The sequence below is a fragment of the Gordonia sp. LMA167 genome (assembly GCF_058130025.1).
Genome location: NZ_CM176708.1, coordinates 1288714 through 1314917 on the forward strand (window position 1 = coordinate 1288714; position 26204 = coordinate 1314917).

General features: G+C 66.2%; 27 protein-coding genes and 1 pseudogene. 20 read left to right on the forward strand and 8 right to left on the reverse strand.

Annotation, left to right across the window (positions count from 1 at the left end):
• Positions 1-93 precede the first annotated feature (93 nt).
• Entirely contained in the window at positions 94-1416 is a 1323-nt protein-coding gene (locus ACVT6V_RS05745; RefSeq protein ID WP_489898847.1) for an MFS transporter, read from the forward strand.
• A 164-nt stretch (positions 1417-1580) separates the two neighbouring features.
• Here ACVT6V_RS05745 and ACVT6V_RS05750 read toward each other — a convergent pair whose 3' ends face one another.
• Complete coding sequence (locus tag ACVT6V_RS05750) at positions 1581-1919, reverse strand: VOC family protein (protein WP_489898848.1); 339 nt, start codon at positions 1917-1919, stop codon at positions 1581-1583.
• A gap of 199 nt (positions 1920-2118) precedes the next feature.
• Between ACVT6V_RS05750 and ACVT6V_RS05755 the strand changes: the two genes are divergently transcribed.
• From ACVT6V_RS05755 to ACVT6V_RS05775, 5 genes and pseudogenes are all read left to right on the forward strand, one after another.
• Entirely contained in the window at positions 2119-2724 is a 606-nt protein-coding gene (locus tag ACVT6V_RS05755; protein WP_489898849.1) for a hypothetical protein, read from the forward strand.
• A gap of 66 nt (positions 2725-2790) precedes the next feature.
• Positions 2791-2943 (forward strand): annotated as a pseudogene (locus tag ACVT6V_RS05760) (type II toxin-antitoxin system VapB family antitoxin); the annotation flags it as partial.
• 149 nt (positions 2944-3092) lie between these two features.
• Entirely contained in the window at positions 3093-3431 is a 339-nt protein-coding gene (locus ACVT6V_RS05765; protein WP_489898850.1) for a PIN domain-containing protein, read from the forward strand.
• Positions 3432-3789: 358 nt separating this feature from the next.
• Positions 3790-4392, forward strand: coding sequence for a DUF1326 domain-containing protein (locus ACVT6V_RS05770; RefSeq protein ID WP_489898851.1), 603 nt, complete (start codon positions 3790-3792; stop codon positions 4390-4392).
• A gap of 4 nt (positions 4393-4396) precedes the next feature.
• On the forward strand, positions 4397-5215 hold the full coding sequence (locus ACVT6V_RS05775) for a DUF2182 domain-containing protein (protein WP_489898852.1): 819 nt from the start codon (positions 4397-4399) through the stop codon (positions 5213-5215).
• A 106-nt stretch (positions 5216-5321) separates the two neighbouring features.
• Here ACVT6V_RS05775 and ACVT6V_RS05780 read toward each other — a convergent pair whose 3' ends face one another.
• Positions 5322-6716 (reverse strand): MFS transporter, encoded by a 1395-nt coding sequence (locus ACVT6V_RS05780; RefSeq protein WP_489898853.1) that lies wholly within the window; start codon positions 6714-6716, stop codon positions 5322-5324.
• A gap of 179 nt (positions 6717-6895) precedes the next feature.
• Positions 6896-7768 (reverse strand): LysR family transcriptional regulator, encoded by an 873-nt coding sequence (locus tag ACVT6V_RS05785; protein ID WP_489898854.1) that lies wholly within the window; start codon positions 7766-7768, stop codon positions 6896-6898.
• A gap of 143 nt (positions 7769-7911) precedes the next feature.
• Between ACVT6V_RS05785 and kdgD the strand changes: the two genes are divergently transcribed.
• The 9 genes from kdgD (at position 7912) to ACVT6V_RS05830 (ending at position 15724) form a co-directional block, all read left to right on the forward strand.
• Positions 7912-8826 carry a 5-dehydro-4-deoxyglucarate dehydratase gene (gene kdgD, locus ACVT6V_RS05790; RefSeq protein WP_489898855.1) on the forward strand — a complete coding sequence of 305 codons (915 nt, stop codon included), beginning with the start codon at positions 7912-7914 and terminating at the stop codon, positions 8824-8826.
• Positions 8827-8900: 74 nt separating this feature from the next.
• Positions 8901-10094, forward strand: coding sequence for an L-talarate/galactarate dehydratase (locus ACVT6V_RS05795; protein ID WP_489898856.1), 1194 nt, complete (start codon positions 8901-8903; stop codon positions 10092-10094).
• Between the two features lie 92 nt (positions 10095-10186).
• Positions 10187-11218 carry an acyl-CoA thioesterase gene (locus ACVT6V_RS05800; RefSeq protein WP_489898857.1) on the forward strand — a complete coding sequence of 344 codons (1032 nt, stop codon included), beginning with the start codon at positions 10187-10189 and terminating at the stop codon, positions 11216-11218.
• Positions 11219-11385: 167 nt separating this feature from the next.
• Positions 11386-11661, forward strand: a complete 276-nt coding sequence (locus ACVT6V_RS05805) for a hypothetical protein (protein ID WP_489898858.1) — start codon at positions 11386-11388, stop codon at positions 11659-11661.
• Positions 11661-12641 carry an FAD:protein FMN transferase gene (locus ACVT6V_RS05810; RefSeq protein WP_489898859.1) on the forward strand — a complete coding sequence of 327 codons (981 nt, stop codon included), beginning with the start codon at positions 11661-11663 and terminating at the stop codon, positions 12639-12641. The genes ACVT6V_RS05805 and ACVT6V_RS05810 overlap by 1 nt, the downstream gene beginning before the upstream one ends.
• Entirely contained in the window at positions 12638-13204 is a 567-nt protein-coding gene (locus ACVT6V_RS05815; RefSeq protein ID WP_489898860.1) for a ferric reductase-like transmembrane domain-containing protein, read from the forward strand. The genes ACVT6V_RS05810 and ACVT6V_RS05815 overlap by 4 nt, the downstream gene beginning before the upstream one ends.
• Positions 13201-14283: an NADH-ubiquinone oxidoreductase-F iron-sulfur binding region domain-containing protein gene (locus tag ACVT6V_RS05820; RefSeq protein WP_489898861.1), complete on the forward strand. Its 1083-nt coding sequence runs from the start codon at positions 13201-13203 to the stop codon at positions 14281-14283. The genes ACVT6V_RS05815 and ACVT6V_RS05820 overlap by 4 nt, the downstream gene beginning before the upstream one ends.
• A complete protein-coding gene (locus ACVT6V_RS05825; protein WP_489898862.1) occupies positions 14270-14497 on the forward strand; it encodes a ferredoxin in 228 nt (75 codons plus the stop codon). The genes ACVT6V_RS05820 and ACVT6V_RS05825 overlap by 14 nt, the downstream gene beginning before the upstream one ends.
• A gap of 96 nt (positions 14498-14593) precedes the next feature.
• Positions 14594-15724 carry a nitronate monooxygenase gene (locus ACVT6V_RS05830; protein ID WP_489898863.1) on the forward strand — a complete coding sequence of 377 codons (1131 nt, stop codon included), beginning with the start codon at positions 14594-14596 and terminating at the stop codon, positions 15722-15724.
• Between the two features lie 43 nt (positions 15725-15767).
• Here the strand turns inward: ACVT6V_RS05830 and ACVT6V_RS05835 are convergent, their stop codons facing one another.
• From ACVT6V_RS05835 to ACVT6V_RS05850, 4 genes are all read right to left on the reverse strand, one after another.
• Complete coding sequence (locus ACVT6V_RS05835) at positions 15768-16568, reverse strand: crotonase/enoyl-CoA hydratase family protein (protein WP_489898864.1); 801 nt, start codon at positions 16566-16568, stop codon at positions 15768-15770.
• Positions 16569-17272: 704 nt separating this feature from the next.
• Entirely contained in the window at positions 17273-17860 is a 588-nt protein-coding gene (locus ACVT6V_RS05840; protein WP_489898865.1) for an Rv1733c family protein, read from the reverse strand.
• Between the two features lie 124 nt (positions 17861-17984).
• The gene (locus ACVT6V_RS05845; RefSeq protein WP_489900714.1) at positions 17985-18212 is read right to left on the reverse strand and encodes a hypothetical protein; all 228 of its coding nucleotides are present in this window, start codon (positions 18210-18212) and stop codon (positions 17985-17987) included.
• A gap of 13 nt (positions 18213-18225) precedes the next feature.
• The gene (locus ACVT6V_RS05850; protein WP_489898866.1) at positions 18226-18873 is read right to left on the reverse strand and encodes a TetR/AcrR family transcriptional regulator; all 648 of its coding nucleotides are present in this window, start codon (positions 18871-18873) and stop codon (positions 18226-18228) included.
• Positions 18874-19011: 138 nt separating this feature from the next.
• Between ACVT6V_RS05850 and ACVT6V_RS05855 the strand changes: the two genes are divergently transcribed.
• Genes ACVT6V_RS05855 through ACVT6V_RS05875 form a run of 5 tightly spaced genes read left to right on the forward strand, consistent with a single transcriptional unit; the run spans position 19012 to position 25723 of the window.
• Positions 19012-20154: a VOC family protein gene (locus ACVT6V_RS05855; protein WP_489898867.1), complete on the forward strand. Its 1143-nt coding sequence runs from the start codon at positions 19012-19014 to the stop codon at positions 20152-20154.
• Positions 20151-21083: a fumarylacetoacetate hydrolase family protein gene (locus ACVT6V_RS05860; RefSeq protein ID WP_489898868.1), complete on the forward strand. Its 933-nt coding sequence runs from the start codon at positions 20151-20153 to the stop codon at positions 21081-21083. Before ACVT6V_RS05855 ends, ACVT6V_RS05860 begins: the two co-directional genes overlap by 4 nt.
• A gap of 26 nt (positions 21084-21109) precedes the next feature.
• Positions 21110-23020, forward strand: coding sequence for an acyl-CoA synthetase (locus ACVT6V_RS05865; protein ID WP_489900715.1), 1911 nt, complete (start codon positions 21110-21112; stop codon positions 23018-23020).
• Entirely contained in the window at positions 23017-24615 is a 1599-nt protein-coding gene (gene mhpA / locus ACVT6V_RS05870; RefSeq protein ID WP_489898869.1) for a bifunctional 3-(3-hydroxy-phenyl)propionate/3-hydroxycinnamic acid hydroxylase MhpA, read from the forward strand. Before ACVT6V_RS05865 ends, mhpA begins: the two co-directional genes overlap by 4 nt.
• Before the next feature lie 13 nt (positions 24616-24628).
• Positions 24629-25723 carry an MBL fold metallo-hydrolase gene (locus ACVT6V_RS05875; protein WP_489898870.1) on the forward strand — a complete coding sequence of 365 codons (1095 nt, stop codon included), beginning with the start codon at positions 24629-24631 and terminating at the stop codon, positions 25721-25723.
• On the opposite strand, the gene ACVT6V_RS05880 is transcribed toward ACVT6V_RS05875, so the two are convergent.
• Entirely contained in the window at positions 25720-26202 is a 483-nt protein-coding gene (locus tag ACVT6V_RS05880; protein ID WP_489898871.1) for an SRPBCC family protein, read from the reverse strand. The two genes, ACVT6V_RS05875 and ACVT6V_RS05880, sit on opposite strands and share 4 nt — an antisense overlap.
• Positions 26203-26204 lie beyond the last annotated feature (2 nt).

Here is a 26204-nt window from a genome sequence, read left to right on the forward strand (position 1 = left end):
CAGACCCCCGTCGGGCACCTCCGGCCGATGCCGGACAATGAACCGAGTGTTCGACAGTCTGCAGCCCGCACGCCCCGCCCCGGATCTTCGACGATGACCGCCCGACCCCGCTCCACCCAGGCGATGGCGATCTGGCTCGTGGGTCTGTCGGTGTACTTCGTCGCCGTCCTGCACCGCTCGTCCCTGGCCGTCGCCGGCCTGCTCGCGGCGCAACGCTTCGATATCAGCGCATCGCAGTTGTCGACGTTCGTCGTGCTGCAGTTGCTGGTCTACGCGCTGATGCAGGTGCCGGTCGGACTGCTGGTCGACCGGTTCGGCCCCCGACGCGTGCTCCTGTCGGGCACGTTCATCCTCACGTGCGCGCAGCTGAGCTTCGCGTTCGCCGACAACTACGGCTGGGCGCTGTCGTCACGGTTCTTCGTCGGCGTCGGTGACGCGATGACCTTCGTGTGTGTCCTGCGCCTGGTGAACTCATGGTTCCCGGTGCGTCGCATCCCGCTGATGACCCAGCTGACCGGTGTGCTCGGGCAGCTCGGCGCCGTGGCGGCAGCGGTGCCGATGACGCTGGCGTTGTCGGCGTGGGGTTGGACGCACGCCTATCTGGCCACCGCCGGGCTCGGTGCGGTCCTGCTGGTGGCGACACTCGTGGTGGTGCGCGATTCGGCGGAGATGCGGACCACCTCAGGCCCGATGCTCGGGTTGACCGGCATCAAGAACAGCCTGGCGGCGTCGTGGGAACATCCGGGTACCCGGCTCGGGTTCTGGATGCACTTCTCCTCCCAGTTCAGCGCGACGGTGCTCGGGCTCTTGTGGGGCTACCCGTTCTTCGTGGAGGGGGAGGGTTTGAGCGCGGCGTCGGCCGGTCTGTTGCTCACGATCATGGTGCTCTCGATCATGGGATTCGGCCCGACGTTCGCGTGGCTGATCACCCGATGGCCGTGGCATCGGTCGACGCTGGTGCTGCTGGTGATCGCCACCATCGCGACCGCATGGGCCGTGGTGCTGGCCTGGCCGGGTGAAGCGCCGTTCTGGTTGCTCGTCGTGCTGGTGGTGATCTGCGGCATGGGTGGTCCGGCTTCGATGGTCGGTTTCGACCTCGGCCGCACGTCGAATCCCGTGTTCCGGGTGAGCACCGCCACCGGAATCATCAATCAGGGTGGGTTCATCGCCAGCCTCACCACGGTGGCGTTGATCGGGTTGCTGCTCGACTGGCGCACTCCAAACGGCGTCTCCGGCTATCCCGCCGAGGCGTTCACCTGGGCGATGTCGGCCCAGTTCCTGCTGTGGGGACTCGGCGCGACGCAGATCTGGCGGTATCGCCGCAAGGGTCGTGCCCGGCTGCTCCGCGACGACCCGGCGCTGTGGTCACAGCAGGCCGGACGGCCCGTTCCGACGCGGGGGCCTGAGGACCGGTAGCACCCCGACGCGGGTCTTCTTGGATGGCGCGGTTCGGTTCGGGCGGCGCGGGCGGTCGACGACCCGCGTTCTCCCAGCCGGCCCGCGCCTTCCCGCTCGACCTCCACCGTCCGGCCCTCGCCCTCGTGCCTCGGGGTTCGTGACCCGGTCCGCGCCGCGAAGGGTCAGGTCTGCCCGCCGACCCCGATCTCGTTGCCGTCCGGGTCGCGAAATACCACCTTGGTGATCCCGTTTCCGTAGGTCTCGCGCGATTCGGGTTCGACGCCGCGCTCGGCCGCCGACGCGAGGAAGTTGGCCAGATGATCGACGAACAGGGTGAGGTGGCCATGCCCGGCATCATCGGGCGCCACCACGACGTACACGTGGCCGTGCTCGGTCAGCGTCCACACCCGTTCGACGTCGTTGGGTTCGAACGACTCGACATCGCCGAACAAGCGCCCGAACCACTCCACCGACCGCGCCAGGTCGCCGACCGGCACACCCGCGAACACATCCATCGTCATCACTTCCATCCGAGGGCATTGGGCGAACCGGTCGCCGCACAGAGCATTGAATCGCCGGCGCCGTCGCAGGACAAGGGGAAGGACGGCCACGAACGCCCCAGTTCTCGGCCACCGTCGCACGTCGCTCGGAGTCCCAAGTCGACTCCAAGTGCGGTGCGCGACTCTTTTCCCAGACGTCAGTCCGTCGAAGAGGAGAGCCATGACCACGCTTGATCCGTTCACAACCCGATCTGCGTCCCCTACGTCGGTGTCCACCCGCGCCACCGGAATCGCGCTGGCGATCGGCGCCACGGCGTGGGGCCCGACGATGTCCGCCGTCGGCGACCACGAAGGGTTCGACAGGCAGTCGGTCCTCCTCGGCATCACCGCTCTCGTCTTCCAGTGCGCGATCATCGCCCTGCTCAGGGTCCAGTACCGCACGCGCGCGATGGGACCGGGCCGAGTCGCCCGGATCGGCTATCGCATCCAGCTCACGCTGATGGCAGGCGCTGTCGTGTCCACGATCCTCGACACGTTCTGGCTCATCCACGGATCGGTGGTGTGGGCGATCTTCGACGTGTGCTGGCCGCTGTCCATGCTCGGCATGGTGATCATCGGTATCCGCATCGCAGTCGCCGGCAGGTGGACCGGCGCCTTGCGCTGGCACACGCTGTTCGCCCAGAGCTGGTTCTTCTGGGCGCTGCCTCTCAGTGCCATCCCCGGTATCGGGTTCTGGGGCGGTGCGGTCCAGACCATCCTCGGTTATGGATTGCTCGGAGTGCTCCTCGCCCGACGGGGAGTCGTTCCGGTTGCCACCGAGACGTAGCCAATCCGGGGCTCACGTGTTGGCGATGTATCATCATCACACACATCACCAACAAGGGAGGCCGTTGTGGCGGTGACTCAGATCGACCTCGATGACGACGCCTTGGCCGAAGTGATGAGACTCGCCGGGGTCCATACCAAGAAAGAAGCCGTGAACCTCGCGATGCGTGACTATGTCGAGCGGTTCCGGCGCGTCGAAGCTCTCGCCCGGACTCGGCAACAGGCAGCAAGTTGGGACCATGAAGGATGGCTCGAAGCCCGGGCCGACGAGAAGGCCACCGGACCTTGATCGCCTTCCTCGCGGACTCTTCGGCGATATGGCGAATCCAACGGCAACCGGAAGTCACCGAGGCCTGGTACCCCTCGCTGGTGAGCGGAGCAGTCGGGTCGTGCGAACCCCAACGCACCGAATTCCGCAGATCGGCCCGCAACGTGCGCGAGTTCGATGAGATGAACCAGATGTTCCGCGATGTCTACCCCGATGTTCTCGTCCCGAAATCTGTTTGGCGGTGGATCGATTCGGCGCAGTATCGGCTCTCGAGCGTGGGTGCGGCCCGCGCCCTGTCGGTCGTTGATCTGCTGATCTGTGCCACCGCAGCCGTGACTGGTCTGGTGGTCCTCCATGATGATTCCGACTACGACCTGGCTGCCCGCCACCTTCCCGATGTCGAGGTGCGCCGAGTCGTTGGCGGCCCTGGTCATCCGTGACCATCGTGGCGCCGCCGCGGTCACCGGCGCCCGAAACGTAAGTCGTTGACATGACATGTGTTCCGGGGCTTACTGCCATGCGTCGTCGGACTTTGGGCGCAACTCTTGGTATTTCAGCACCGTTAGTTCGCGCCACTAATCGAAGGCGGAAAATGTGCGATATGTGGTGATTCCCTGAATAGATTTTGGGACAACGGCTTTCCTGGTATCGAAACCCGTGATTGTGATGGTGCCAATCATCGTGACCGTTCCCCGGAGCGGCGGTTGCGAAACGATTGTGGCAAACCCCTTCCGATCGTCGGACAATGCGCGGAGGATAGGGGAAGGCAGCCAATCACCAATTGAGGAGGCGGCCACAATGTCATGGAACGTGGCGGGAACCTACATCGAAACGTGTTCGTGTGATTTCGTGTGTCCCTGCAATTTCAACCTCGCGCACGGTGCCGATTACGACTTCTGCCGAGTGGCGTTTGTCTTCAACGTCACGAGCGGTGAGGTCGACGGGACCGAGGTCGCCGGGTCAGTGGTGGCTCTCGTGGCCGATACCCCGAAGGTCATGACCGAGGGCAACTGGCGGGTAGGTGTGTTCATCGACGACAAGGCGTCCGCCGAACAGGCCGAGAAACTCGCGGGTGTCTTCAGCGGCCAACTCGGCGGTCCGATGGCGGCGTTGGGTCCGTTGGTCGGCGAACATCTGGGTGTCGAGCGAGCCCCGATCGACGTGGTCGAGGACGGCCTGAACCACTCGGTGCGCATCGGCGACGCGGTCGACTTCGAGATCGAGGACGTCGTGCCGTTCGGTATCGAGACAGGCGAGCCCGTCCGCATCACCGGTATGTTCCATCCGGCCGGCTCGGAGTTCGTGGTCGCGGAGACCAAGCGCAGCAACATCAACGCTTTCGGAATCGAAATCGAGGGGAAGTCGGGGTTGTCGGCCGCGGAGTTCGCCTGGGCTGCCTGAACCGGTGACGGTCCAACATCGCGACGCCGGTCCGGCGCTGCCACGGTCGATGTATCTGGCGGCGCGGACCCGCACCGGGCTGGTCGTGCTGCTGTTCGCGCTGGCCATCGGCGCGTGGTGGTTCACGGTCGACGCGATGCGGGGCATGGACAACGGCCCCGGCACAGCCCTGGGGGCACTCGGTTGGTTCGTCGGTGTCTGGCTGGTGATGATGGCGGCGATGATGCTGCCGTCGGTCTGGCCCACGGTGGCGCTGTACTCGCGGATGACCAAGACCCGCTCCCCGGTCGCCCCGCTGGTCTTCGTATCGGGCTACCTCCTGACGTGGACCGCTGCCGGAGTGCTGGCGTTCGCCATCTCGGAAGCCGGTCGGCGTCTCCTCGGTGACAGCGTGTCCTGGGATCACGCCGGCCGATGGCTGGCCGGTGGCGTACTGATCGTGGCGGCGGTCTACGAACTCACCCCGGCCAAGACGGTGTGCCTGCGCCACTGCCGCAGCCCGCTGGGGTTCCTCCTCGGACATTGGCGCGACGGCACCACGGGCGCCCTGCGGATGGGTGTCTCCCACGGCGCATGGTGTCTGGGCTGCTGCTGGGCGCTGATGGCGTCGCTGTTCGCGCTGGGCATCATGAGCATCGTCTGGATGGCGTTCGTGACCGTGCTGATCACCGTCGAGAAGCTGCTGCCGTGGCGACGCGTCGCCATCTACGGCACCACCGCGCTCCTGCTGGTCCTCGGAGTTCTGATCATCGTCTCCCCGGAATCCATACCAGGACTGACGATCCCGGGTGTTGCGCCGATGAGTGACATGGCGGGTATGTAGCCATGTACCGCGCCGGAGGTGAACGCCGAACGCGCCGGACAAACGAAACCCCTCGCATCGCCGTGGTCGGGCGAGACAAGGGGTATCGTGGCTGATCCGCTCGATATCAGCTGTGGCTCTTGGCCTTTCGTGCCGCGTGGTCGGCTTCCATCTCCTCGAGGGTGAGCCGCTTGATGGGGCCGACGATGACCACGTAGGAGAAGACCGCCAGCAGTGCGCACGCACCGACGAAGATCAGGGCCAGGTCGAACGATCCGCTGTCGCCGACGAGGTAACCGATCACGATCGGGGTGGTGATCGCGGCGACCGCTCCGAAGGTGTTGAAGACACCGCCGCCGAGGCCGGAGATCTCCTTCGGCGACATGTCCGACATCACCGCCCAACCGAGGGCGCCGAATCCCTTGCCGAAGAATGCCAGCGACATCAGGACGACGATCATCCAAGAGCTGCCGACGTAGTTGCAGATCATGATGGTGCTGGCCAGCAGCAGACCGGCGACGATCGGGGTCTTGCGGGCGGCTGTCAGTGACCATCCTCGGCGGATCAGCAGGTCCGAGAACAACCCGCCGCCGATGCCGCCGACGAAGGCGCAGATGGCGGGCAGGACGGCGATGATGCCGGCCTTGAGGATCGACATGCCGCGGTCCTGAACGAGATACACCGGGAACCAGGTCAAGAAGAACCAGGTGATGGTGGTGATGGCGAACTGGCCGAGGAAGACGCCGAATGTCATCCGGTTGCGCAGCAGCATCGCCATGTAGTGCAGTTGCACCTTGCCCGACTCACGGGGCTTGGTGTCTGCGTGGTCCATGTCGACGAGGGCTCCGCCGTCCTCGATGTAATCGAACTCGCCCTGCGACAGTCGAGGGTGTTGACGGGGGCTGTAGATGACCTTGATCCACAGCAGTGCGAGCACCACACCGATACCGCCGATGACGGTGAAGACGTGCTCCCAGCCCAGTGCGCTGACCAGCCAGCCCATCAGCGGTGCGAACACGACGGTCGAGAAGTACTGGGCCGAGTTGAACACCGCGGATGCGGTGCCGCGCTCAGAGGTGGGGAACCAGGCGGCGACGATGCGGGCGTTGCCCGGGAAGGCCGGTGCCTCGCTGAGACCGACCATGAAACGAAGGATGAACAGCAGGCCCACCGCGGTGCCCATGCTGAAGTTGCCGATGAACCCCTGGAACATCGTGAACAGCGACCACGTCAGAATCGCGATTCCGTAGACCTTCTTGGAGCCGAACCGGTCGAGCAGCCATCCGCCGGGGATCTGACCGATCAGGTAGGACCAGCCGAATGCCGAGAAGATGTAACCGAGTGTGACCGACGAGATCCCGAACTCGTTCTGGATGGCGTCGCCGGCGATCGAGATGGTGGCGCGGTCGGCGTAGTTGATGACCGTCACCGCGAACACCATCGCGAGAATGGTGAAGCGTACTTTTCCCGTCTTCATGATCGAGATGGCGGTCGGCTTGGCGACCGCGGGGATGGTACTCATCGGGCAATTCTCCTGTGCTCAGTGTCTCCGATGCCAGGTCTGCGGGTGTCCCGCATCACATCGGCCGGTGAAAGTGACAGTACGGTCGCCAACCCATGCGAGTCCAAGCCCGTTTTCGGATGAAGTAATACCTTCTGGGTATGTGTCAGAGGCGTCGTCGTTCCTCGCCGAGAGCGGGCTCAGTGCAGGTCCAGCGCGGGCAGCAACCGCTCGAGAATCGGGTTGTCGTCGTTCACGCGCCACACCAGGTCCAGCTCGGCCTGGGCCGGCTGGGCGAGGACGAGTGGTCGATAGACGACGTTGTCGAACTGCATGCGACTTGCCGATTCGGGGACCACGGCCATGCCCCATTCGAGATTGACCAACGCGACGATGCTGTGGATCTGGACCATGTACTGCACGACGACCGGGGCCACCGAGGCGGCATGCAGCACAGATGACAACAGTTCGTTGAAGTACCGGGACTCGATCGGGCTGTACATGATGAGGTCGACGCCGTGCAGATCGGTGGCCTGTACCGGGTCGCCCGTCTGGGCCAGGGGGTGACCGCTCGGCAGGGCGGCGATGAGGGGCTCGCGGATCAGTGTCCTCGCCACCAGATCCGGCCTGGTGACCGGCGGCCGCACCAATGCGATGTCGAGTGCGCCGGTCGACAGTGCCTCGAGTTGAGCCATGGTCACCAGCTCGCGCAGTTCCAGTTCGACATCCTCGATCGCCCCTCGGGCGGCATGCAATACCGCCGCCAGGCCTGAGTGCACACTTCCGCCGGTGAACCCGACCCGCAGCAGCCCGGACGTGCCCGCATATGCCTTGCGAACCGACAGTGCGGTGCGTTCGGCCTGCTGCAAGAGGCGCTGAGCGTCGGCGTGGAACGCCTTACCCGCCGGGGTGAGCCGAATCGAGCGGCTCGACCGGTCGAACAGATCCACCTGCAACTCCTTCTCCAGCAGTTGCATCTGACGGCTCAGGGGTGGCTGGGTCATGTGAAGCCGCTCGGCGGCACGCCCGAAGTGCATCTCTTCGGCTACGGCGACGAACTGCTTCAACTGCACCAACGTATACAACGGATACCTTTCGAGTATCAGATCATCCAGAAAGAGTGTTGGACTTGAATCGTAGGGGTTCGTAGCCTTGTGACACAACGCACAAGCCGTTGGACACGCAGACATGCACACGCGCAAGGAGACCGAACATCATGCCAAGCCAGTCGCCCGACGACGTCGCCCGCCAATTGGGTTCAGGCCTGTTGTCGTTCCCGGTCACCCACCTGGCGTCCGATCATTCCTTCGACGAAACCGGCTACCGCGAGCACATCGGGTGGTTGAGCCAGTTCCCGGCCGCGGGCCTGTTCGCCGCCGGCGGCACCGGCGAGTTCTTCTCGCTGAGCCCGGCCGAGGTCGAGCAGGTTGTCACCGCCGCGGTGCGGGAGGCCTCCGCCGGCACCCCGGTGATCGCCCCGGCGGGGTACGGCACATCCACCGCGGTGGAGATGGCCCGGTCCGCGGAACAGGTGGGCGCCGACGGCGTTCTGCTGCTCCCCCCGTACCTGACGGAGGCCAGCCAGGAAGGTCTGGTCTCGCACGTCAAGGCCGTGTGCGCCGCCACCGACCTGGGCGTGATCATCTACAGCCGTGCGAACGCGGTCTACACCGAGGCGGCGGTCGCCGAACTGGCCGACAGCTGTCCGAATCTGATCGGCTTCAAAGACGGCGTCGGCAACATCGAGCAGATGACCCGGATCTACGCCGGCATCGGCGAACGGCTCATCTACGTCGGCGGTTTGCCCACCGCGGAGATGTTCGCACTGCCGTACCTCGCGCTGGGTGTCACGACGTATTCGTCGGCGATCTACAACTTCGTCCCGAAGTTCGCGCTGTCCTTCTACGATGCGCTCCGCCGCGGGGACACCACCTTCGTCATCACTGCGCTCAACGACTTCGTCATCCCGTACTGCAATCTTCGCAATCGCAAGCAGGGATATGCGGTGAGCATCATCAAGGGCGGCATGAAGGTCATCGGCCGCGATGCCGGGCCGGTGCGGTCCCCGCTCACCGACCTCGACGACATCGAGCTGGCCGAACTGGCCGACCTCGTGAAGAAGGTCAGCTGACCATGTCGGCTGACACGACGTGGCCATCGATCCACACTGAACACACCGGCATTGACGCCATCAAGGAGAACACCATGAGCACCCCCACCGTGACCCGTACGCAGAACCAGGCGGCCAAGGTCGATCCGCTCTCCGCCGGGGCAGCGACTGCCGACGCGATCGCCTCGGTGAAGCTCTCCTCGATCGTGCTTCCGCTGGCGACCCCGATCAGTGACGCGAAGGTGCTGACCGGCCGGCAGAAGCCGATGACCGAGGTGGTGTTCCTCTTCGCCGAGATCCGCACCGAGGACGGCCACGAGGGCATCGGATTCAGCTACTCCAAGCGTGCCGGCGGCCCCGCGCAGTTCGCCCACGCCAAGGAGATCGCTCCCGTCCTGATCGGTGAGGATCCCAACGACATCGCCAAGATCTGGACCAAGCTCGTCTGGGCCGGTGCTTCTGTCGGACGCAGCGGAGTCGCGACGCAGGCGATCGCCGCGATCGACATCGCCCTGTGGGATCTGAAGGCCAAGCGCGCGGGACTGCCGATGGCCAAACTGTTCGGCGCACACCGTGATTCGGTGCAGACCTACAACACCTCGGGCGGCTTCCTGCACACTCCGATCGAGCAGGTCATCGACAACGCCACCCGCTCCCTGGAACAGGGGATCGGCGGGATCAAGATCAAGGTCGGTCAGCCGGACTGGAAGGTCGACATCGCGCGAGTCACCGCCGTGCGCGAGCATCTCGGTGACGACGTGCCGCTGATGGTCGACGCGAACCAGCAGTGGGATCGCCCCACCGCACAACGGATGGGCCGCATCTTCGAGCAGTTCAATCTCGTCTGGATCGAGGAGCCGCTCGATGCCTACGACGCCGAGGGTCACGCGATGCTTGCGCGCAGCCTCGACACCTCGATCGCGACCGGTGAGATGTTGGCCAGTGTCGGAGAACACGTCCGGCTCATCGAGGCCGGTTCGGTCGACATCATCCAGCCGGACGCCCCCCGGATCGGCGGCTTCACCCAGTTCATGAAGCTCGCCGCGCTGGCCGAGCACAACCATCTCCAGCTCGCCCCGCACTTCGCCATGGAGATCCACCTGCACCTCGCCGCCGCCTACCCCCTCGAAGCGTGGGTGGAACACTTCGACTGGCTCGACCCGCTGTTCAACGAACATCTCGAGATCAGCGGCGGGCGTATGCATCTCTCCCATCGTCCGGGACTTGGATTCACCCTCAGCGAGCAGGCGCGCGCCTGGACCGTGGCGACCGCGGACTTCGGCCGCTAGGCCGCCCGGTAATCGCTGCCGCCGAGTGGCGTGGGCCAAACCCCCACGCCACTCGGCGAATCATGTACCCACCAGCAGATCGCGAAACCATCATGGCGACTTCCTCGTCCGCGCAGACCGACACGAGCAAGCAGACCGGCACGAGCAACTCGACCGATCTCGACCCGGGCCGCCATGAGATGGTCCACCGTTTCCTCGTGCAGCCGTCCGACGCCGGCATCATCGGCGCGGTGGACGGCGGCAAGCTCCTGGAATGGATCGACAAGGCCGCCTACGCGGCCGCCGCCCAGTGGAGCGGCCGCTATTGCGTGACCGCCTACGTGGGCAACATCCATCTCGAGCGGCCCATCGCGGTCGGCGAACTCGTCGAACTGCACGCGACCCTCGTCTACACCGGGCGCACCTCGATGCACATCCTGGTCAGTGTGTATTCGACCGATCCGACCTGCGTCAGGCCCGTGCAGTCGGCGCAGTGCCTGACCATCTTCGTCGCCGTCGACGACGGCGGGCAGCCGACCACGATTCCCCCGTGGACACCCGGAACCATGCGTGAGCTACAACGCCACCGTCAAGCACGGTCTCGAATCTCGTTGCGCCACAAGATCGAAACGGCTATGGCTGAGCAAACCTACTCCGACGAGGGCACCGCGCCGGATGCCACCCTCCGCTTCCTGGCGTCACCGACCGACGTCAACTGGGGTGGCAAGGTCCACGGCGGGCGCATCATGCACTGGATCGACGACGCGGGCTACGCGTGCGGCGCCCGATGGGCAGGCGCCCAGGTGATCGGTTCCTACATCGGCGGCATCCGTTTCTACCGGCCGATCATCATCGGGCACACGATCGAGGTGACCGCTCGTCTGATCCACACCGGGCCGCGCAGTATCCACTGCAGCGTGCACGTCATGACATCCGCCACCGGTTCGGCGACGAAGGCTCTGGCCGCACACGCGCTCACCGTGTTCGTCACTCTCGACGACTCGGGTAAGGCGCAACCCGTGCCGCAATGGCACCCGGTATCCGCGGAGGATGCCCGGCTCGACCGCCATGCCCAGGACCTGATCGCGTTGCGGGAAGTGGTCGAGCCCTTCACCCCGTCACCATCGGCATCATGGGTGTCGTGAGCTCCCGGGGCGAACGCATTCGAAGGGCGGACACAGGGTCTGACCTGCCCGCATGGGATCTGCAGTCGACTTACAGCGAATCTTCAGGATGCGTGTGGACCATGGGGATCAACAGCAGCCCGAGGCCCTGAGGTCGTGACCTCCGGGCCTTCCCCCGAGGAGTCCGAATGGCCGGCAACCCCAACCTCGTCAGAGTCAGGTGGATGACGGCCGGCGCATGTGCCGCCGGCGTCATCACCACCGCCGGTATCGCGGGCGGCCTGGCGCTCGCCGCCGACACCAGCCCAACGCCCGCCGCGACCACGACCAGCACGACCTACGGATCGGGCGTGGAGTCCGGATCGTCGTCGAGCAGCTCAGACGACTCTGCCCCCGGATGGGCCGGCACCCCGCCGATCCAGAGCGGTGGCACGAGTTCGCACGCGAACACCGGGGCATCCTGATGCCCGACCTCATCGAGCGTGACGCCACCTACGCGGTGGAGCTGTCGGCGATCGGCACCCACATCCGCCTGGTCACGACTGATGCCGCGGCATTGCCCGAAGCCCGCGCGATGCTCGTCGAGCGACTCGACGACCTCGATCGCGCCGCATCCCGATTCCGTTCGGATGCCCAGGTGAGTCGGATCAACGCGGCCAGCACGGCTGCGCGGGATCGCGGGGACGAGACACTGACCGTCCGGGTGTCGCCGCTGCTCGCTGCCTGTGTCCGCGCGGCCATCCGCACGGACCTGCTGACCGACGGACTCGTGACACCGACCGTCGGCCGGGCGTTGTTCGACGCAGGGTACGACGACGATCTGGACCTCGTACGGTCGCGGGCCCCACGCTGGGGACGTCAGACACCCCACGCGGCTCATCGCGATGGTCTCCGGTTGGCGGACCTCTCCTTGACCATCCACGCCGGCACGATCCTCGACCTCGGTGCCAGTGCCAAGGCGTTCGCCGCGGACGAGTGGGCGCGCGCGATCACGGCGCGCGTCGGCGGCGGCGTCCTCGTCGACCTGGGTGGTGACCTCGCCTCAGCCGGCACGCCACCACCCGGTGGCTGGCGGGTCGGAGTGACCGACCGCGACGGAGTCACCCGGCACACGGTGACCGCCACCCGCAATCAGGCCTTCGCCACCTCCTCCACCCAGCTCCGCACGTGGATTCACGATGGACGACGCCGCCACCACATCATCGATCCCCGCACGGGAACGCCTGCCGAGACCTCCTGGGCGCAGGTGACGTGTGCCGGTCCGAACGCGCTGCAGGCCAACGCCGCATCGACGGCGGCCATCATCCTGGCCGACGGAGCGATCGATTGGCTGACCGCGCGGCACATCCCCGCACTGTTGATCGCGACGACCGGAGACGAGTTTCGAACCTGCGGATGGCCGGCCGACGATGAACCCCTGACGACGACCGAGACGTGCCGATGAGCAGCATCTGGTTGTGGTACATCTCGCGGGGCGCAGGCGTCGCCACCCTCGTGCTGTTCACGTCGGTCGTCGTGCTGGGCGTCGCCACCGCCAGCCCCCGTCGAATGCAGGCATCGACGTCCCTGACGATCACCGCGCTGCATCGCACGCTGGCGCTCGGCGCGGTCGTGTTCCTCGCCCTGCACGTGGTCACCGCCATCGTCGACACCTACGTCGACATCAGCTGGGTCGCCGCCGTCGTTCCGTTCGCGTCCAACTACCAGCCCATGGCGGTGGCGCTCGGAACGTTGGCGCTCGACGTGATCGCGGCCATCGTGATCACGTCCCTGCTCCGGCACCGGATCCCCGAGCACCGCTGGCGCGTGATCCATTGGGCCGGTTACGTCATGGCGGTGCTGGCCGTGCTGCACGGTTTGCTCATGGCGGGCGGCGACCAGCCCATCCTCCGAGGCATCACCATCGTGTGCGGGGCCGTCATGGCAACAGCCGCGGTGTGGCGCGTCGCCCATGTCTCCCCTGACCGACGTCGTCGACGGATGGCACTTTCGCAGGAGTGGTCGTGAACAATCTCGTAGATCTGATCGCCGACGCCGGGCTCAACGGGCGTGGCGGCGCCGAGTTTCCCACCGCTGTCAAACTCGATGCGGCGCAACGCAACAATGCCGAACTGATCATCAATGCGTGCGATGGCGAACTCGGCGCCGCCAAGGACGAATGGGTCATCGTCCGACGCCTGGACGAGGTCGTGGCGGCGGCACAACGGATCGCCGGCGACCGATTCCGGATTGCTGCGCACCAGGATTCCGCCGCAATGCGGATGCTCCACGACACCGGCGTGCCGTACATCTGCGTGCCGCACCGCTATGTGTCCAGTGAGGAATCGGCGCTGGTCAACCTGGCCAACGGCGGGCTGGCCCGGCCGCTGTCCCGCACGGCGCCGATCACCTCCGGCATCAACTCGCCGGACGGTCGAACGCTCCCCCCGACGCTTGTCCTCAACGCCGAGACGGTCTGGCGGATCGAACAGATCGTCCGCCTGGGTCCGCGGTGGTTCCGATCGATCGGCACCGCCGACGAACCCGGTCCGCGTCTGGTCACCGTCGACGGAGCGGTCGCCCACCCCGGTGTGTTCGAGACGCACGCGGGGGTTCCGGTGGGATTCCTCATCGACCTGGCCGGTGGACTTTCGGTGAGGTCGGAATCGCTGTGGCTGAACGGGATCGGTGGCGGATTTCTCCCGATACCGCGCGCCACCGCGGTGATGTGGTCACGAGAAGGTCTGCGCCGCTATGGACTACGGCTCGGCCCGGCCATCGTCCGAGCCGTCGATGCCCGGGTCGATCCGTGGTCGCTCATCGTGCAGACGATCGAGTACGCCGCAGCGGAATCGGCGGGGCAATGCGGACCGTGCATGTTCGGCCTTCCAGCGGTCGCCGACGACCTGGTGCGTCTGACCTCCGGGGGAGCGTCGGACGAGGACTGGCGCCGCTTCCAACGACGGCTGCAGCTCCTTCCGGGGCGGGGTAGCTGCCGTCACCCCGACGGCGTCGCGAACTTCCTCTCGTCCGCACTGCGGATGTACGGTCACCGGCTACCCGGCCGGTACCGCGCGTATCAGGAGGGTGCCCATGTCTCTGCGTGACCGAATCGTCGGTGTGGCGCCCGGGGCGGACCAGACCCGACTGGCCGTCGACCGAATCGCATGCACCGGCCAGGGTGTCTGTGCCGAACTCCTCGACCCGGCGGTCACTCTCGACGAGTGGGGGTATCCGATTCTCGACGACGTCCCGATCGCATCGCGAGACGGTGCGCAGGCGATCCGGCTGTGTCCGGCTCGCGCCCTGCGCTGGCGGTGAACGGGCGCTGCGCCGGACTTGTCCCTGACGCGGTCTTCGGGTATCCAGAGTAGAACACGTTCTACTTATGGTCTCGTCCGTGCTGAAGGAGTCCGCATGCACACACCGATCTGCGATGAAATCGGCATCGAGTTTCCCATCTTCGCCTTCACTCACTGCCGCGACGTGGTTGTGGCGGTCAGCAAGGCGGGCGGTTTCGGTGTTCTCGGTGCTGTCGGGTTCACCCCCGAGCAGCTCGAGATCGAGCTGAACTGGATCGACGAGCACATCGGCGACCATCCCTACGGTGTCGACATCGTCATCCCCAACAAATACGAGGGGATGGATGCCAACGGCATGTCCACCGAGGAGCTGACGAAAATGCTCCAGGACATGGTGCCGGCCGAGACGCTCGACTTCGGACGCAAGCTGCTCGTCGACCACGGTGTCCCGCTCAACGAGGATGACGACAACTCGCTGCAGCTTCTCGGCTGGACCGAGGCGACGGCGACCCCGCAGGTGGAGATCGCGCTGCAGCATCCCAAGGTCAGCCTCATCGCCAACGCGCTCGGCACCCCGCCCGTCGACATGATCGAGAAGATCCACGACGCGGGGCGCAAGGTCGCCGCGCTGTGCGGCTCGCCCAAACAGGCGCGCAAGCACGCCGACGCGGGTGTGGACATCATCATCGCCCAGGGGGGTGAAGGTGGAGGCCACTGCGGTGAGGTGGGGTCGATCGTCTTGTGGCCGCAGGTGGTCAAGGAGGTCGCGCCGGTTCCGGTGCTGGCTGCCGGCGGCATCGGCAGCGGCCAACAGATCGCCGCGGCCCTGGCCCTCGGTGCGCAGGGCGCGTGGACCGGGTCGCAGTGGCTGATGGTCGAGGAGTCCGAGAACACGCCGGTCCAGCAGGCCGCCTACATCAACGCCGGCAGTCGCGACACCGTGCGCAGCCGGTCGTTCACCGGCAAGCCGTGCCGGATGTTGCGCAATGACTGGACCGAGGCGTGGGAGAACCCGAACAACCCCGATCCCCTCGGAATGCCGCTGCAGTACATGGTTTCCGGGATGGCGGTGGCGGCCACCCACAAGTTCCCCGACGAGAGCATCGACGTCGCCTTCAACCCGGTCGGTCAGGTCGTGGGCCAGTTCCAGAAGGTGGAACGGTCGGCAGCCGTGATCGAACGGTGGGTACAGGAATACATCGACGCCACCAGCACGCTCGAGAGCCTGGCCAACGCGGTGCAGTAGCCGCCTCGTACCCAGAGGCAATCCTCGGGCACGGGGACAGACGTCAGCCGAAGCTCCCGTGACGACCCGCGCCGCCCGCGAATCGCGCTGCACCGGCCGCGCCCTCACGGGCGACGACGGGTACCCCCGCCGTGCCCTCGGCTCGCAGTGCCGCATCGAGGGGTAGGTCGAAGGATCGGAACGCGGAGGCGCGGTCGACCAGCATGCATTCCTGCGGGAACTGCAGCAGTTGGACGGCCATCTCGCGTGCCGCGTCGAGCGCGGTGCCGGACGCCACGACCCGGTTGACCAGGCCGAAGGTCAATGCCTCGGCCGCCCGTACCGGACGTCCGGTGAGGATCATGTCCAACGCGCGGCCCTGGCCGATGATGCGGGGCAAGCGGACCGTGCCGCCGTCGATGAGTGGCACACCCCAGCGTCGGCAGAACACCCCGAACGTGGCGTCGTCGTCGCAGACCCGCAGGTCGGCGAGGAGGGCGAGTTCCAGCCCTCCGGCCACCGCGTACCCGCTGACGGCGGCGATCAAGGGTTTGGTCAATGCCATCCGCGTCGGGCCCATCGGTCCGGTACCGCCGCCGAGTGGGTCGAGTTCGTGCCGCCGCGGCGGGTCGTTCACGGATGTGAGATCGGCCCCGGCGCAGAATGTTCCGCCGGCTCCCCACAGGATCGCGACGCGCTGGGTCTCGTCGGCCTCGAACTGCTCGAACGCCGTCCGCAGCTGAGCGGCCATCGGCCCGTCGACGGCGTTGCGACGGTCCGGGCGGTTGAGCACGATGGTGGTGATACCGCCGTCGTGTTCGACGAGGACGTCGGGCGAACCTTCCGCGTGCGGCGTGGGCGACATGGGTGCTCCTGAGAGTGGTTGCTTGCGAACGTCACCACATGATCCCTGAGAAGAGTACGTGCGAGGGTGAGCACTCGGTCTTTGGGGAGCGAGCCATTCGATCCGTGAGGAGCGAGTGTGCGTGACCACCCGATCCTTGGGGAGCGAGCTTGCGTGACCACCCGATCCTTGGGGAGCGAGCGTGCGTGACCACCCGATCCTTGGGGAGCGTGCGTGCGTGACCACCCGATCCTTGGGGAGCGAGCTTGCGTGACCATTCGATCCTTGGGGAGCGTGCGTGCGAGCGTCACGAAGGGTGGCCCTTCGTGACGCATCCTCGCAGGCTCGGAGGCTCCTCAGGGACCGGGGGACGTCGCGGGCTCGGAGGCTCCTCAGGGACCGGGGAACGTCGCGGGCTCGGAGGCTCCTCAGGGACCGGGGGACGTCGCGGGCTCGGAGGCTCCTCAGGGACCGGGGGACGTCGCGGGCTCGGAGGCTCCTCAGGGACCGGGGGTGACGTCGCAGGCTTGGCGATGCTCATGCCGATGGTGACGTCGCATGCTTGGCGATGCTCGTGCCGATGGGGGACGTCGCAGGCTCGGAGGCTCCTCAGGAACCGGGGGGGGGGGCGTCGCAGATTTCGGGGATGCTTGGACCCCGGGGCGACGTCGCAGACTTCGGCGATGCTCAGGCGAAATGGTAGCGCTCGCAGGCGCGCCGGGCCTCTACCAGTGCCGCGGGACGCGGCCGTCGCCGCCGCCGGTGAGCAACGCCAGATCCATGTCCCACCCGCGCCCACGGAACCGTCCGAGCATTCCCCGCACGACCAGGGCGATCAGGACCAGCATCGCGACCGCGGCGAGGTAGAACGCGGTGGCCGTGACGGCGGCGTTCAGTGCGGCGCCGGCTGCGGTCAGAGGCGCGTGAGTGGGGTTGCCCTCGGGATCGACCCACACGTTGACCGGGTCGCCGGCGTTGATGGTGCCGTCATCGACGTTCACGGTGTCGGTGTGTGACACGGATTGGTACGTCCATCGCGCGGTGACGACCGACCCGCTCACTCCTTCGGAGACGACGGCGGTGGCGTCGTCCACGGCGGTTGCCTTGACGGGATGGATGGTCGCCGCCTGGTGTGCGATCGCCGCATTCTGCGAGGTATGAACCTGGCCTTCGATCAGTACCGCGAGCGGGATCGCGAGCAGCGCCAGAATGGTGGCGATACAGATGGTAAGAGCCTCAACGCGATCGCTCCGGCGAATCAGCGGGTTGCGACTGAACAGCCGGACAACCGGCCAACGGCGTGGCGAACCCACGAATGACGACCGGAGCCGACCATCTCGATTAGTTGCACGACGCACCTTTCCATGGTGGCACCAGATACGGCCGGTTGCCAGTTTTCTCCCGCCAGCCGGGACCAACATCACATTTCGCCGGAAGTCAGATCAGGAACACCCATACGAATCGCAGGGCGATGATCGTGAAGCCGAGGACCGCGGTGGCCAACAGCCAGCGGCGGGCGAGGCGGTCACGCGCTTCGCGATCGCGGACCGGATTCGGGCGCAGGTAGACGTATGCGGCCGTGACCGCACAGCCGGTTGCGGCGACGCCCAGGGCCAGGGTGACGGTCAACATCACCACGTTTGTCGGGTTGTCCAGGGTGCCCATCACAGGCACACGCTCATGGTTCCGTGAACCGGAGATCGGGCAACGGCTTTCGGCACAGATCGGCGGCATTGTCGGGAGTCATCCCCAACGAGAGCAGGACTCGGTGGGTGACGGCATCGGTGGCTGGTCCGTCCTCGCGGTCGAGCTGCGCGTGCAGCAAGGCGCCGAGCGCGATCGCCGCGCCGGCAACAGGGACCATCGCTGTCTCCACATCGTCCACACTGAACCTTCCGGCTTCGGCAGCGGCGAGAATGTCGCGGCGGGCGCGGGGGGCAAGTCCGTCATCGGCCAGCAGTAGTGCATTGCCGCGTTGGAGCAGGACGCGGCTCAATGCCGGACGTAGGCGGTGTAGCCGTCCGGTGAGTCGAAAGCTCTGTGTGAAGGCTTCCGCCGGATCGGCCATGTCCGCGGTGAAGCGGTCCATCAACGCACCGTGCGCCTCGAGCGCCGCGTCGACGGCCGCTTGATACAGCGCTTCCTTGCTGTCGAAGTGGTTGTAGAACGATCCCATCCCGACGTCGGCCGCATTCGTCAGGTCGAGCACCGACGCATTCTCGCGGCCGTCGGCGAGGAACTGCTGCGCCGCGCCGATCAGCGCGGAGCGGGTCCGCAACTTACGGCGCTCCGAACGGCTGAGCGTCTCGTTCGTGTCTGTTGTCATCGCACCGCGCCCCTTCCTCGTCAGCGCTGATCTTACCGCTCCATCTCAACTATGACGATTTCGTCAGAAAAGGATTGACTGAGTCAATCAGCATATGTGACGATATCGTCATCAAGTGCTCGTGAAGGGACTTTCGCAATGAATCTCGAGACACCGCACGACGTGCATCACGATCTACACGTGGACCAGGGTGCGCTGCCGGGAGAGCACCCTGGCCGCCACCCGAATCCGGTCATCAAGGTCGAGGACCTGGCGTGGCTCGAGTTCGAGAAACCCGACCTCATACGGACGGCTGCGTTCGCCGCCGACTTCGGGTTCGCGACCTCGCTGCACTCCACCGACGAACTGCAGTTGCGTGGTGCGCTGGCGGGCCCCCCGTGTGTCCTGGTCCGTCGGGGCGAGCAGTCGAGGTTCATCGGCCCGACCTTCCTGGCGGCCTGTGACGAGGATGTGCACGCGTTCGCCTCTCACGTGGACGCACGCGTCGAACGCCTTCCGGAGACCCTGGGCGGCATCGTCGCAACCACCAGAGATCCGAGCGGGGCCCGGGTGCAGGTTGTCTCCGACGTCACCGTGCTGTCGGCGCTGCCGACCCAGCACGGGCGGCCCTACAACATGGCCGGCCTCATGGCCCGCCCGAATGTGGCACAGCGACCGCCCCGGGAACCGGCCGTCGTCGAACGCCTCGGTCACGTGGTCCTGCAGTCGAACCGGTACCTCGAGACGCTCAACTGGTATCTGGAGACGCTCGGACTCATCGTGAGCGACTTCCTGTTCTATCCCGGGCAACGTCAGCGGGGGCCGGTGATGAGCTTCATCCGCTGTGACCGTGGCTCGACCCCGGCCGATCACCACACCCTGGCGATGATGCTGGGTCCCGCTAACCGCTATGTGCATTCGGCTTATCAGGTCTGCGATCTCGACTCCCTCGCACAAGGTGGGGAATACCTGCTCGAGCGCGGCCATTTCAGGTCCTGGGGAATCGGCCGCCACATCCAGGGCAGCCAGGTCTTCGACTACTGGCGCGACCCCGACGGCTTTCTCGTGGAGCACTTCGCCGACGGCGACATGTTCGACTGCACCCTCGAGTCCGGGTGGGCGCCCATGACGGCGTCCGGCCTCAACCAGTGGGGACCGCCGGCGACGGCAGACTTTCTCGGCGTCAAGCCGGGACGTGAGTCCATTCGCGAGGTCGCCGCCATGCTCGGCGCACTTCGCAAATCCGACAACGAGTTCGACGTCCAGCGGCTGCTGGGCCTACTGAAAGTTGCCTCCTCATGAGTATTTCCGTTCTGCGCACCGCCGACGCCTGGTGGGTCGCATCGGGCACCGAGGCCCGCCGCATCGACACCACTGCCATCACCACCGCCGAGCTTCTCGCGGATCGAGCGGCCATCGCGGCTGCCGCCGCCGGCGAGGCCATGGACACCGCGACGTTGGCGTTGGTGTCACCGGTCACCACGCCGTGCCGAGTGGTCGCCCAGATGACCAATTACGCCTCCCACGTGCGTGACTCGGGCATGAATCCCGACTCCGTGCCGATGACGTTCTTCCGCAAGACCTCCGGGTCGATCAGCGGACCGACCGCCGATGTGCGCAAACCCGCGCACGTGCAACTGCTCGACTACGAGGTGGAGTTGGGGCTGGTCATCGGTGAGACGATCCCGGTGGGGACGACCGTGACCGGCGCCGACCTGGACCGCCACATCGCGGCTCTGGTGGTGACCAACGATGTGTCGGCACGCGACGTTCAGTTGCCCAAAACCCAGTTTTACGAAGCGAAGTCGTATCCGACCTTCACCCCGGTGGGTCCCGTCCTGGTCATCCTGGAGCCCGGCGATCTAGAGCAGGTCAACAATCTGCGACTGACGACACGCGTGAACGGCGAGGTGCGCCAGAACTCCACCCTGGACGACATGATCTATCCGCCGTTGGCGGCGTTGCAGGCACTGTCGCGGTTCCAACGACTCGATACCGGCGATCTGGTGTTGACCGGAACACCCGGAGGTACGGCGCTCAAGGCGCCGCCGAAGCCCATCGAGATCATCGGTTCGTTGCTGCCACCCGCGGTCAAGTGGAAGTCATTCTTCGCACGCCAGGCCAAGAATCCCAAGTACTTGCGCGACGGTGACGTGATGGAACTGGCCATCGCCACCGACGACGGAAAGCTGGATCTCGGTGTGCAGCGAACGGTTGTGAGGTACCAATGACCACAGGTGAATTGGGTTTGGCGCCGATGCCCACCGATTCGCTGATGTGGGCGACATATGAGACCCCGGACGATCTCACCCGGATCGAATCGACTCCGCTCGCAGCTCGCGGTCTGCCGACCTCCACCTTCGCCGCGCTCGAACGGGCCGCCTCGCTATGGCCGCAGCGCACAGCCGTTGCGGTGATGCCCGACGCCGCACACTGGCACGACACGACCGACATCACCTACAGAGACCTTTATGACACGGTGTCGCAGACCGCCGGCGCGCTACACCGGCACGGTGTCGGTCGCCACGATGCCGTCGCTCTGCTGTCCCCGAACTGTGCAGAGCTGATCACCGCCCTGCTGGCCTGCGAGGCGACCGGTGTGGCGGCACCGTTGAATCCCGGGTTGGCGCATGATCACCTCGCCGAGCTGATGCGACGGTCCGGCGCGCGCACGCTGATCGCTGCCGGACCCGACCTGGACCCCGCCACGTTCGAGAAGGCGCGAGAGCTCGCGGTCTCGGGCGTCCTCGACACCGTGTTCCTGCTCCGGCCGACCCGCCCCACCGCTGATACCGCGGTCCCGGTGATCGACGGTGTGCACGTCGAGTACCTCGTCGATCACGTTGCCCGGGTGGGCTCGGCCTATAACGGTCCCGCGCCGGTGTCGGACGACATCGCGGCGTTGTTCCATACCGGTGGCACCACCGGGACGCCGAAGCTGGCGGCACACCGCCACTCCAACGAGGTCGCCAACGCATGGATGTTGGCATCGAACAGCACCCTCGATGACGAGTCCCGAATCTTTGCCGCCCTTCCGTTGTTCCACGTCAACGCCTTGGTCGTCACTCTGTTGTCGCCGCTGCTGCGTGGGCAGACGGTCATCTGGGCGGGTCCGCTCGGCTATCGCGATCCGGAACTCTACGGGCAGTTCTGGAAGATGGTGGAGCACCATCGGATTGCGGCGATGAGTGGCGTGCCCACGGTCTATGCGGTTCTCGCCCAATGTCCCGTGAACGCCGACATCTCCAGTCTGCGTGCCTGTATGGTCGGCGCATCCATCTTGCCGCGCGCCGTGCGGGATGGGTTCGAATCGCACACCGGAGTGGCCTTGCTCGAGGGGTACGGACTCACCGAGGCGACCTGCGCGAGCGTGCGGAGTTTCCGCAGCGGCCAGCCCGAGGGAACTGTCGGACAGCGTCTTCCGTATCAACAGATCAAGACCGTACGCGTCGCCGACGACGGCTCATGGACCGACCTGCCGTCGGGGGAGGTCGGGACCGTGACCATCTCAGGGCCCACGGTGTTCGCCGGCTATGTGCGCGAACACGGGCCCAACGGATTCGTGCTCGACGGAATGGGCAAGCTGGTCGACGGATGGCTCGACACCGGTGACCTCGGTTCGGTCGACGGACGCGGATTCCTCCGATTGACCGGGCGTGCCAAGGATCTCATCATCCGCGGAGGACACAACATCGACCCTGTCGTCATCGAGGATTCCCTCCTCGCGCATCCCGACGTCACCGGCGCCGCAGCGGTCGGTAGACCCGACGCGCATGCCGGCGAGGTGCCCGTTGCGTACGTGACGCTGGCGGCTGGTGCCTCGGTGACCGCCGCCGAGCTCCAGACGTGGGCGGCACAGCACGTCGCCGAACCGGCGGCCACGCCGAAGTCCGTCACGGTGCTCGATGCCCTTCCCGTCACCGACGTCGGCAAGCCGTACAAACTCGCGTTGCGTGCCGACGCGGTTCGCAGGGCTGTCGAGGACGCCGTCGCCGATCTCGCAGGGGTGACGGACGTCGGCAGCCGGATCGACGACGGCGCGGTGATCGCGGTACTCCGGCGGGCTGCTGGTGTCGACGTGGCGGCGGTCGACGCTGTTGTGGCATCCCTCGACCGGCTGCCACTGCGCTGGGAGTGGTCGACCGAGGAGTGGAGCGCTGCGCGATGACCGATGAGAACCTTGCAGTCGCAGACCATCCGGAGACACCGGTCGTCATCGTCGGCGCAGGACCGACCGGACTCACGGCTGCAGCCCTGCTGGCCGACCTCGGCGTGCGTTCCACGATCCTGGAGCGTTGGGCCGATCCCTATCAGCAGCCGCGGGCGGTCCACCTCGACGACGAGGTCTACCGCATCCTCTCGGTCATCGGGGTGGGCGACGAGTTCGCCAAACATTCGCGTCCGGCGTGTGGCCTGCGGCTTCTCGACGGGTCATTGCGCGTGCTGTCCGAGTTCGGGCGCGATACCGCCGTGGGCAGGCATGGCTTTCCCGGTGCGTCCATGTTCGATCAGCCCGATCTCGAACAGATTCTGCGGCGCGCCGTCCAGAGCCGTGCTCTGGTTGCGCTGCGCACCGACACCCAGGTGGATCTCGTCGTCAACGAAGGCGATGAGGTCCGTGTCGAGACGTCCGACCGGACGACCGGCGAGAGACATCTACTGCGAACGCGTCACGTGTTGGGGTGCGATGGCGCGAACAGCGTGGTCCGCGCATCGATGGGCGTGCGCTGGCGCGATCTCGGATTCACCCAACGGTGGCTCGTCGTCGACATCGACACCGCCGCAGACCTCGGGCAATGGGACGGCGTCCTGCAGGTGTGCGACGCCCGTCGGGCCGCTACCTTCATGCGGGTCGGTGACATGCGATATCGCTGGGAGTTTCAGCTCCTCGACGGTGAGAGCGCCGACGACTACCCCGATTCGCGAGCACTCGAACCGTTGCTGGCTCCGTGGCTGACCCGTGTCGAGCTCGATGAGCTCACTCTGGTTCGGTCACGGGAGTACACCTTCCGGGCCCACGTCGCGCAGCGATGGCGGGATCGCGGCATCCTCCTCCTCGGCGATGCCGCGCACCTGACCCCGCCGTTCATCGGTCAAGGAATGGGAGCCGGCCAGCGTGATGCGATGAACCTGGCATGGAAACTCGCCGGCGTGCTTAACGGCACGCTGCCCGAATCCGCCCTCGACAGTTACGAACAGGAACGCAGGCCGCATGCGACCGCGCTCATCAAGCTCGCGATGACCATCGGTATCACGATGACCGGCGGTGGGCGGGCCGGCGACGTCACCCGCCGGATCGTCGCACCACTGCTGCCACGTGTCCCGGGCCTGGCGAAGCAGACCGTGGACGGTGCCACCCCGGCACTGTCGGCGTCGGCGTTCGTGCAGCGCGGGTGGTCGCGAGGCCGCGTCGCGGGCACGCCGGTGGCGTCGCTCGATCCGCGCTCCCTCGCGGGCACACTGATCCCCAACGCCGTTGTCGAGGAGGGGGATCGGCGACTCGACGAAGTGACGCCGCCGGGCTTTCTGTTGGTCACCACAACGGCACCCACCCCGTCGCAGCGCGCCGAGGTCGCCCGCCGCGGCGCTACCGTCCTCGAGGTGACACCGAACTCGGCGCTGGGGGAGTGGCTGCGCGCCGGCGGTGCGCGAGTCGCGGTGGTGCGGCCCGACCGGGTAGTGATGGTCGCCGGAACGTCGGTGTCCGCGGTCTACACGTATCTGCCGGCGTTTCGGACAGCCGAGTCACTTCACAACCGATGAGACAGGACAGTCAATGAGATTCAGTCGCCGTACGGCGCTGCGGTCGGCAATGGTGGCCGCCGGCGGTGCCGCAGTCGCCGGGGCGACCGCCGTGCGTGGGAGTTCCGGAGTGGCGCAAGCACTTCCGATACCGCCGATCGGAGCGCACATCGTGCTGCTCGGTACGGCCGCCGGGCCGGTGCCGATGCCGGGTCGTACCGGCATCTCCACCGCACTCGTGGTGGATGGCCGCGTCTATCTGATCGACTTCGGCCACGGTGCCTTCGATCAGTTCCAGCGATATGGTCTGTCCATCGCGAACCTGGATAGGGTGTTCGTGACGCACATGCACTCCGATCACCTCGCGGATCTCTTCACCCTGTTGTGGCTGCGGTTTGGTGGGGTGGATCCGATGACGGATCCGGTACACCTGCACGGACCCCAATCCGCCGGCGCACTACCGGATTTCATCGGACGCGCCGGCGCGACCATCAATCCGGGCAACCCCACACCGGGCCTCGCCGACTTTCTCGACAACAGCATCGCCGCCACCGCCTACGACATCAACATCCGCATGCGTGACGAGGGATGGCCCGACATCCGGTCGATGTTCACCGCCCACGAGATCCCGACACCGGACGTCGGCGCATCGGCCCGCGGAACGATGGCGCCGCCGATGAAACCCTTCCCGGTGATGTCCGACAACCGGGTGCGCGTCAGCGCCATCCTGGTGGAACACCCACCGGTGTTCCCCTCCTACGCTTTCCGATTCGACACCCGGTACGGATCGGTGGTGATCAGCGGCGACACCACAATCACGCCGAACATGGTGACCCTTGCCAAGGGAGCCGACATCCTCGTTCACGAGGCCATCGATCTCAACGTGGTCCGTGGCCTGGGCAACCTCTCGGCCGAGCAGGTGCAGCATCACGAGCGCAGTCACTCGGACGTCACCCGGATCGGATCGGAGGTCGCCGCCGGGGCAGGCGTGCACACCCTCGTGCTCAGCCACCTGGCACCGGGAACGAAGCAGCTACCCGATGCGACATGGCAGCTACAGGCGCAGAAGGGATTCCGTGGCAAAGTGATCGTCGGGAACGATCTGATGCGGATTCCGGTGACCCACTAGAGCACGAGGTCGTCGATCTGGTTGATGGCCCCGGTCGCACCTTCGACGATGCCCATGTCCAGTACCTGCTGCAGCGCCTCGGCGGTCGCATAGGTACTCAGATAGGTGGCGATCGTGCGCCCGCCCTGTTCCTCGAAGGTGTAGTCGTTTCTCGACGCCGGCATCTCATCGATCGGGGTGAAGTCCTCGCGCGCGAATCCGTCGGTGAAGGTGAGCCGGGACGGTTCCTCGACGGAGATGATCTGCCAGTATCCGGCGTGCTTCTCGCCTTCCGGACTGGTCATGTAATAGTTGACCCGCCCGCCCGGGGTGAGGTCGTGATCGACCACGGTCGCCGGGTAGGTCGGTGGGCCCCAGACCTTTTCGAGTTGTCGCGGATCGGCGTAGATCTGCCAGATCCGCGTCCGGGGAGCAGCGAACTCGGCCTTGATGGTCAGTGTCAGTGCATCGAAATCATGGGTGACGTCGGTGACAGGCATCG

Excerpts from the sequence above, each read along its gene's own strand:
- ACVT6V_RS05800 (WP_489898857.1), top strand. The coding sequence starts at position 10,187 with ATGGCGACTTCCTCGTCCGCGCAGACCGACACGAGCAAGCAGACCGGC.
- ACVT6V_RS05855 (WP_489898867.1), top strand. The coding sequence starts at position 19,012 with ATGAATCTCGAGACACCGCACGACGTGCATCACGATCTACACGTGGAC.
- ACVT6V_RS05850 (WP_489898866.1), bottom strand. The coding sequence starts at position 18,873 with ATGACAACAGACACGAACGAGACGCTCAGCCGTTCGGAGCGCCGTAAG.
- ACVT6V_RS05750 (WP_489898848.1), bottom strand. The coding sequence starts at position 1,919 with ATGACGATGGATGTGTTCGCGGGTGTGCCGGTCGGCGACCTGGCGCGG.
- ACVT6V_RS05815 (WP_489898860.1), top strand. The coding sequence starts at position 12,638 with ATGAGCAGCATCTGGTTGTGGTACATCTCGCGGGGCGCAGGCGTCGCC.
- ACVT6V_RS05860 (WP_489898868.1), top strand. The coding sequence starts at position 20,151 with ATGAGTATTTCCGTTCTGCGCACCGCCGACGCCTGGTGGGTCGCATCG.
- kdgD (WP_489898855.1), top strand. The coding sequence starts at position 7,912 with ATGCCAAGCCAGTCGCCCGACGACGTCGCCCGCCAATTGGGTTCAGGC.
- ACVT6V_RS05875 (WP_489898870.1), top strand. The coding sequence starts at position 24,629 with ATGAGATTCAGTCGCCGTACGGCGCTGCGGTCGGCAATGGTGGCCGCC.
- ACVT6V_RS05880 (WP_489898871.1), bottom strand. The coding sequence starts at position 26,202 with ATGCCTGTCACCGACGTCACCCATGATTTCGATGCACTGACACTGACC.
- ACVT6V_RS05805 (WP_489898858.1), top strand. The coding sequence starts at position 11,386 with ATGGCCGGCAACCCCAACCTCGTCAGAGTCAGGTGGATGACGGCCGGC.
- ACVT6V_RS05770 (WP_489898851.1), top strand. The coding sequence starts at position 3,790 with ATGTCATGGAACGTGGCGGGAACCTACATCGAAACGTGTTCGTGTGAT.
- ACVT6V_RS05745 (WP_489898847.1), top strand. The coding sequence starts at position 94 with ATGACCGCCCGACCCCGCTCCACCCAGGCGATGGCGATCTGGCTCGTG.
- ACVT6V_RS05780 (WP_489898853.1), bottom strand. The coding sequence starts at position 6,716 with ATGAGTACCATCCCCGCGGTCGCCAAGCCGACCGCCATCTCGATCATG.
- ACVT6V_RS05865 (WP_489900715.1), top strand. The coding sequence starts at position 21,110 with ATGCCCACCGATTCGCTGATGTGGGCGACATATGAGACCCCGGACGAT.
- ACVT6V_RS05835 (WP_489898864.1), bottom strand. The coding sequence starts at position 16,568 with ATGTCGCCCACGCCGCACGCGGAAGGTTCGCCCGACGTCCTCGTCGAA.
- ACVT6V_RS05795 (WP_489898856.1), top strand. The coding sequence starts at position 8,901 with ATGAGCACCCCCACCGTGACCCGTACGCAGAACCAGGCGGCCAAGGTC.
- ACVT6V_RS05755 (WP_489898849.1), top strand. The coding sequence starts at position 2,119 with ATGACCACGCTTGATCCGTTCACAACCCGATCTGCGTCCCCTACGTCG.
- ACVT6V_RS05830 (WP_489898863.1), top strand. The coding sequence starts at position 14,594 with ATGCACACACCGATCTGCGATGAAATCGGCATCGAGTTTCCCATCTTC.
- ACVT6V_RS05825 (WP_489898862.1), top strand. The coding sequence starts at position 14,270 with ATGTCTCTGCGTGACCGAATCGTCGGTGTGGCGCCCGGGGCGGACCAG.
- ACVT6V_RS05845 (WP_489900714.1), bottom strand. The coding sequence starts at position 18,212 with ATGGGCACCCTGGACAACCCGACAAACGTGGTGATGTTGACCGTCACC.
- ACVT6V_RS05810 (WP_489898859.1), top strand. The coding sequence starts at position 11,661 with ATGCCCGACCTCATCGAGCGTGACGCCACCTACGCGGTGGAGCTGTCG.
- mhpA (WP_489898869.1), top strand. The coding sequence starts at position 23,017 with ATGACCGATGAGAACCTTGCAGTCGCAGACCATCCGGAGACACCGGTC.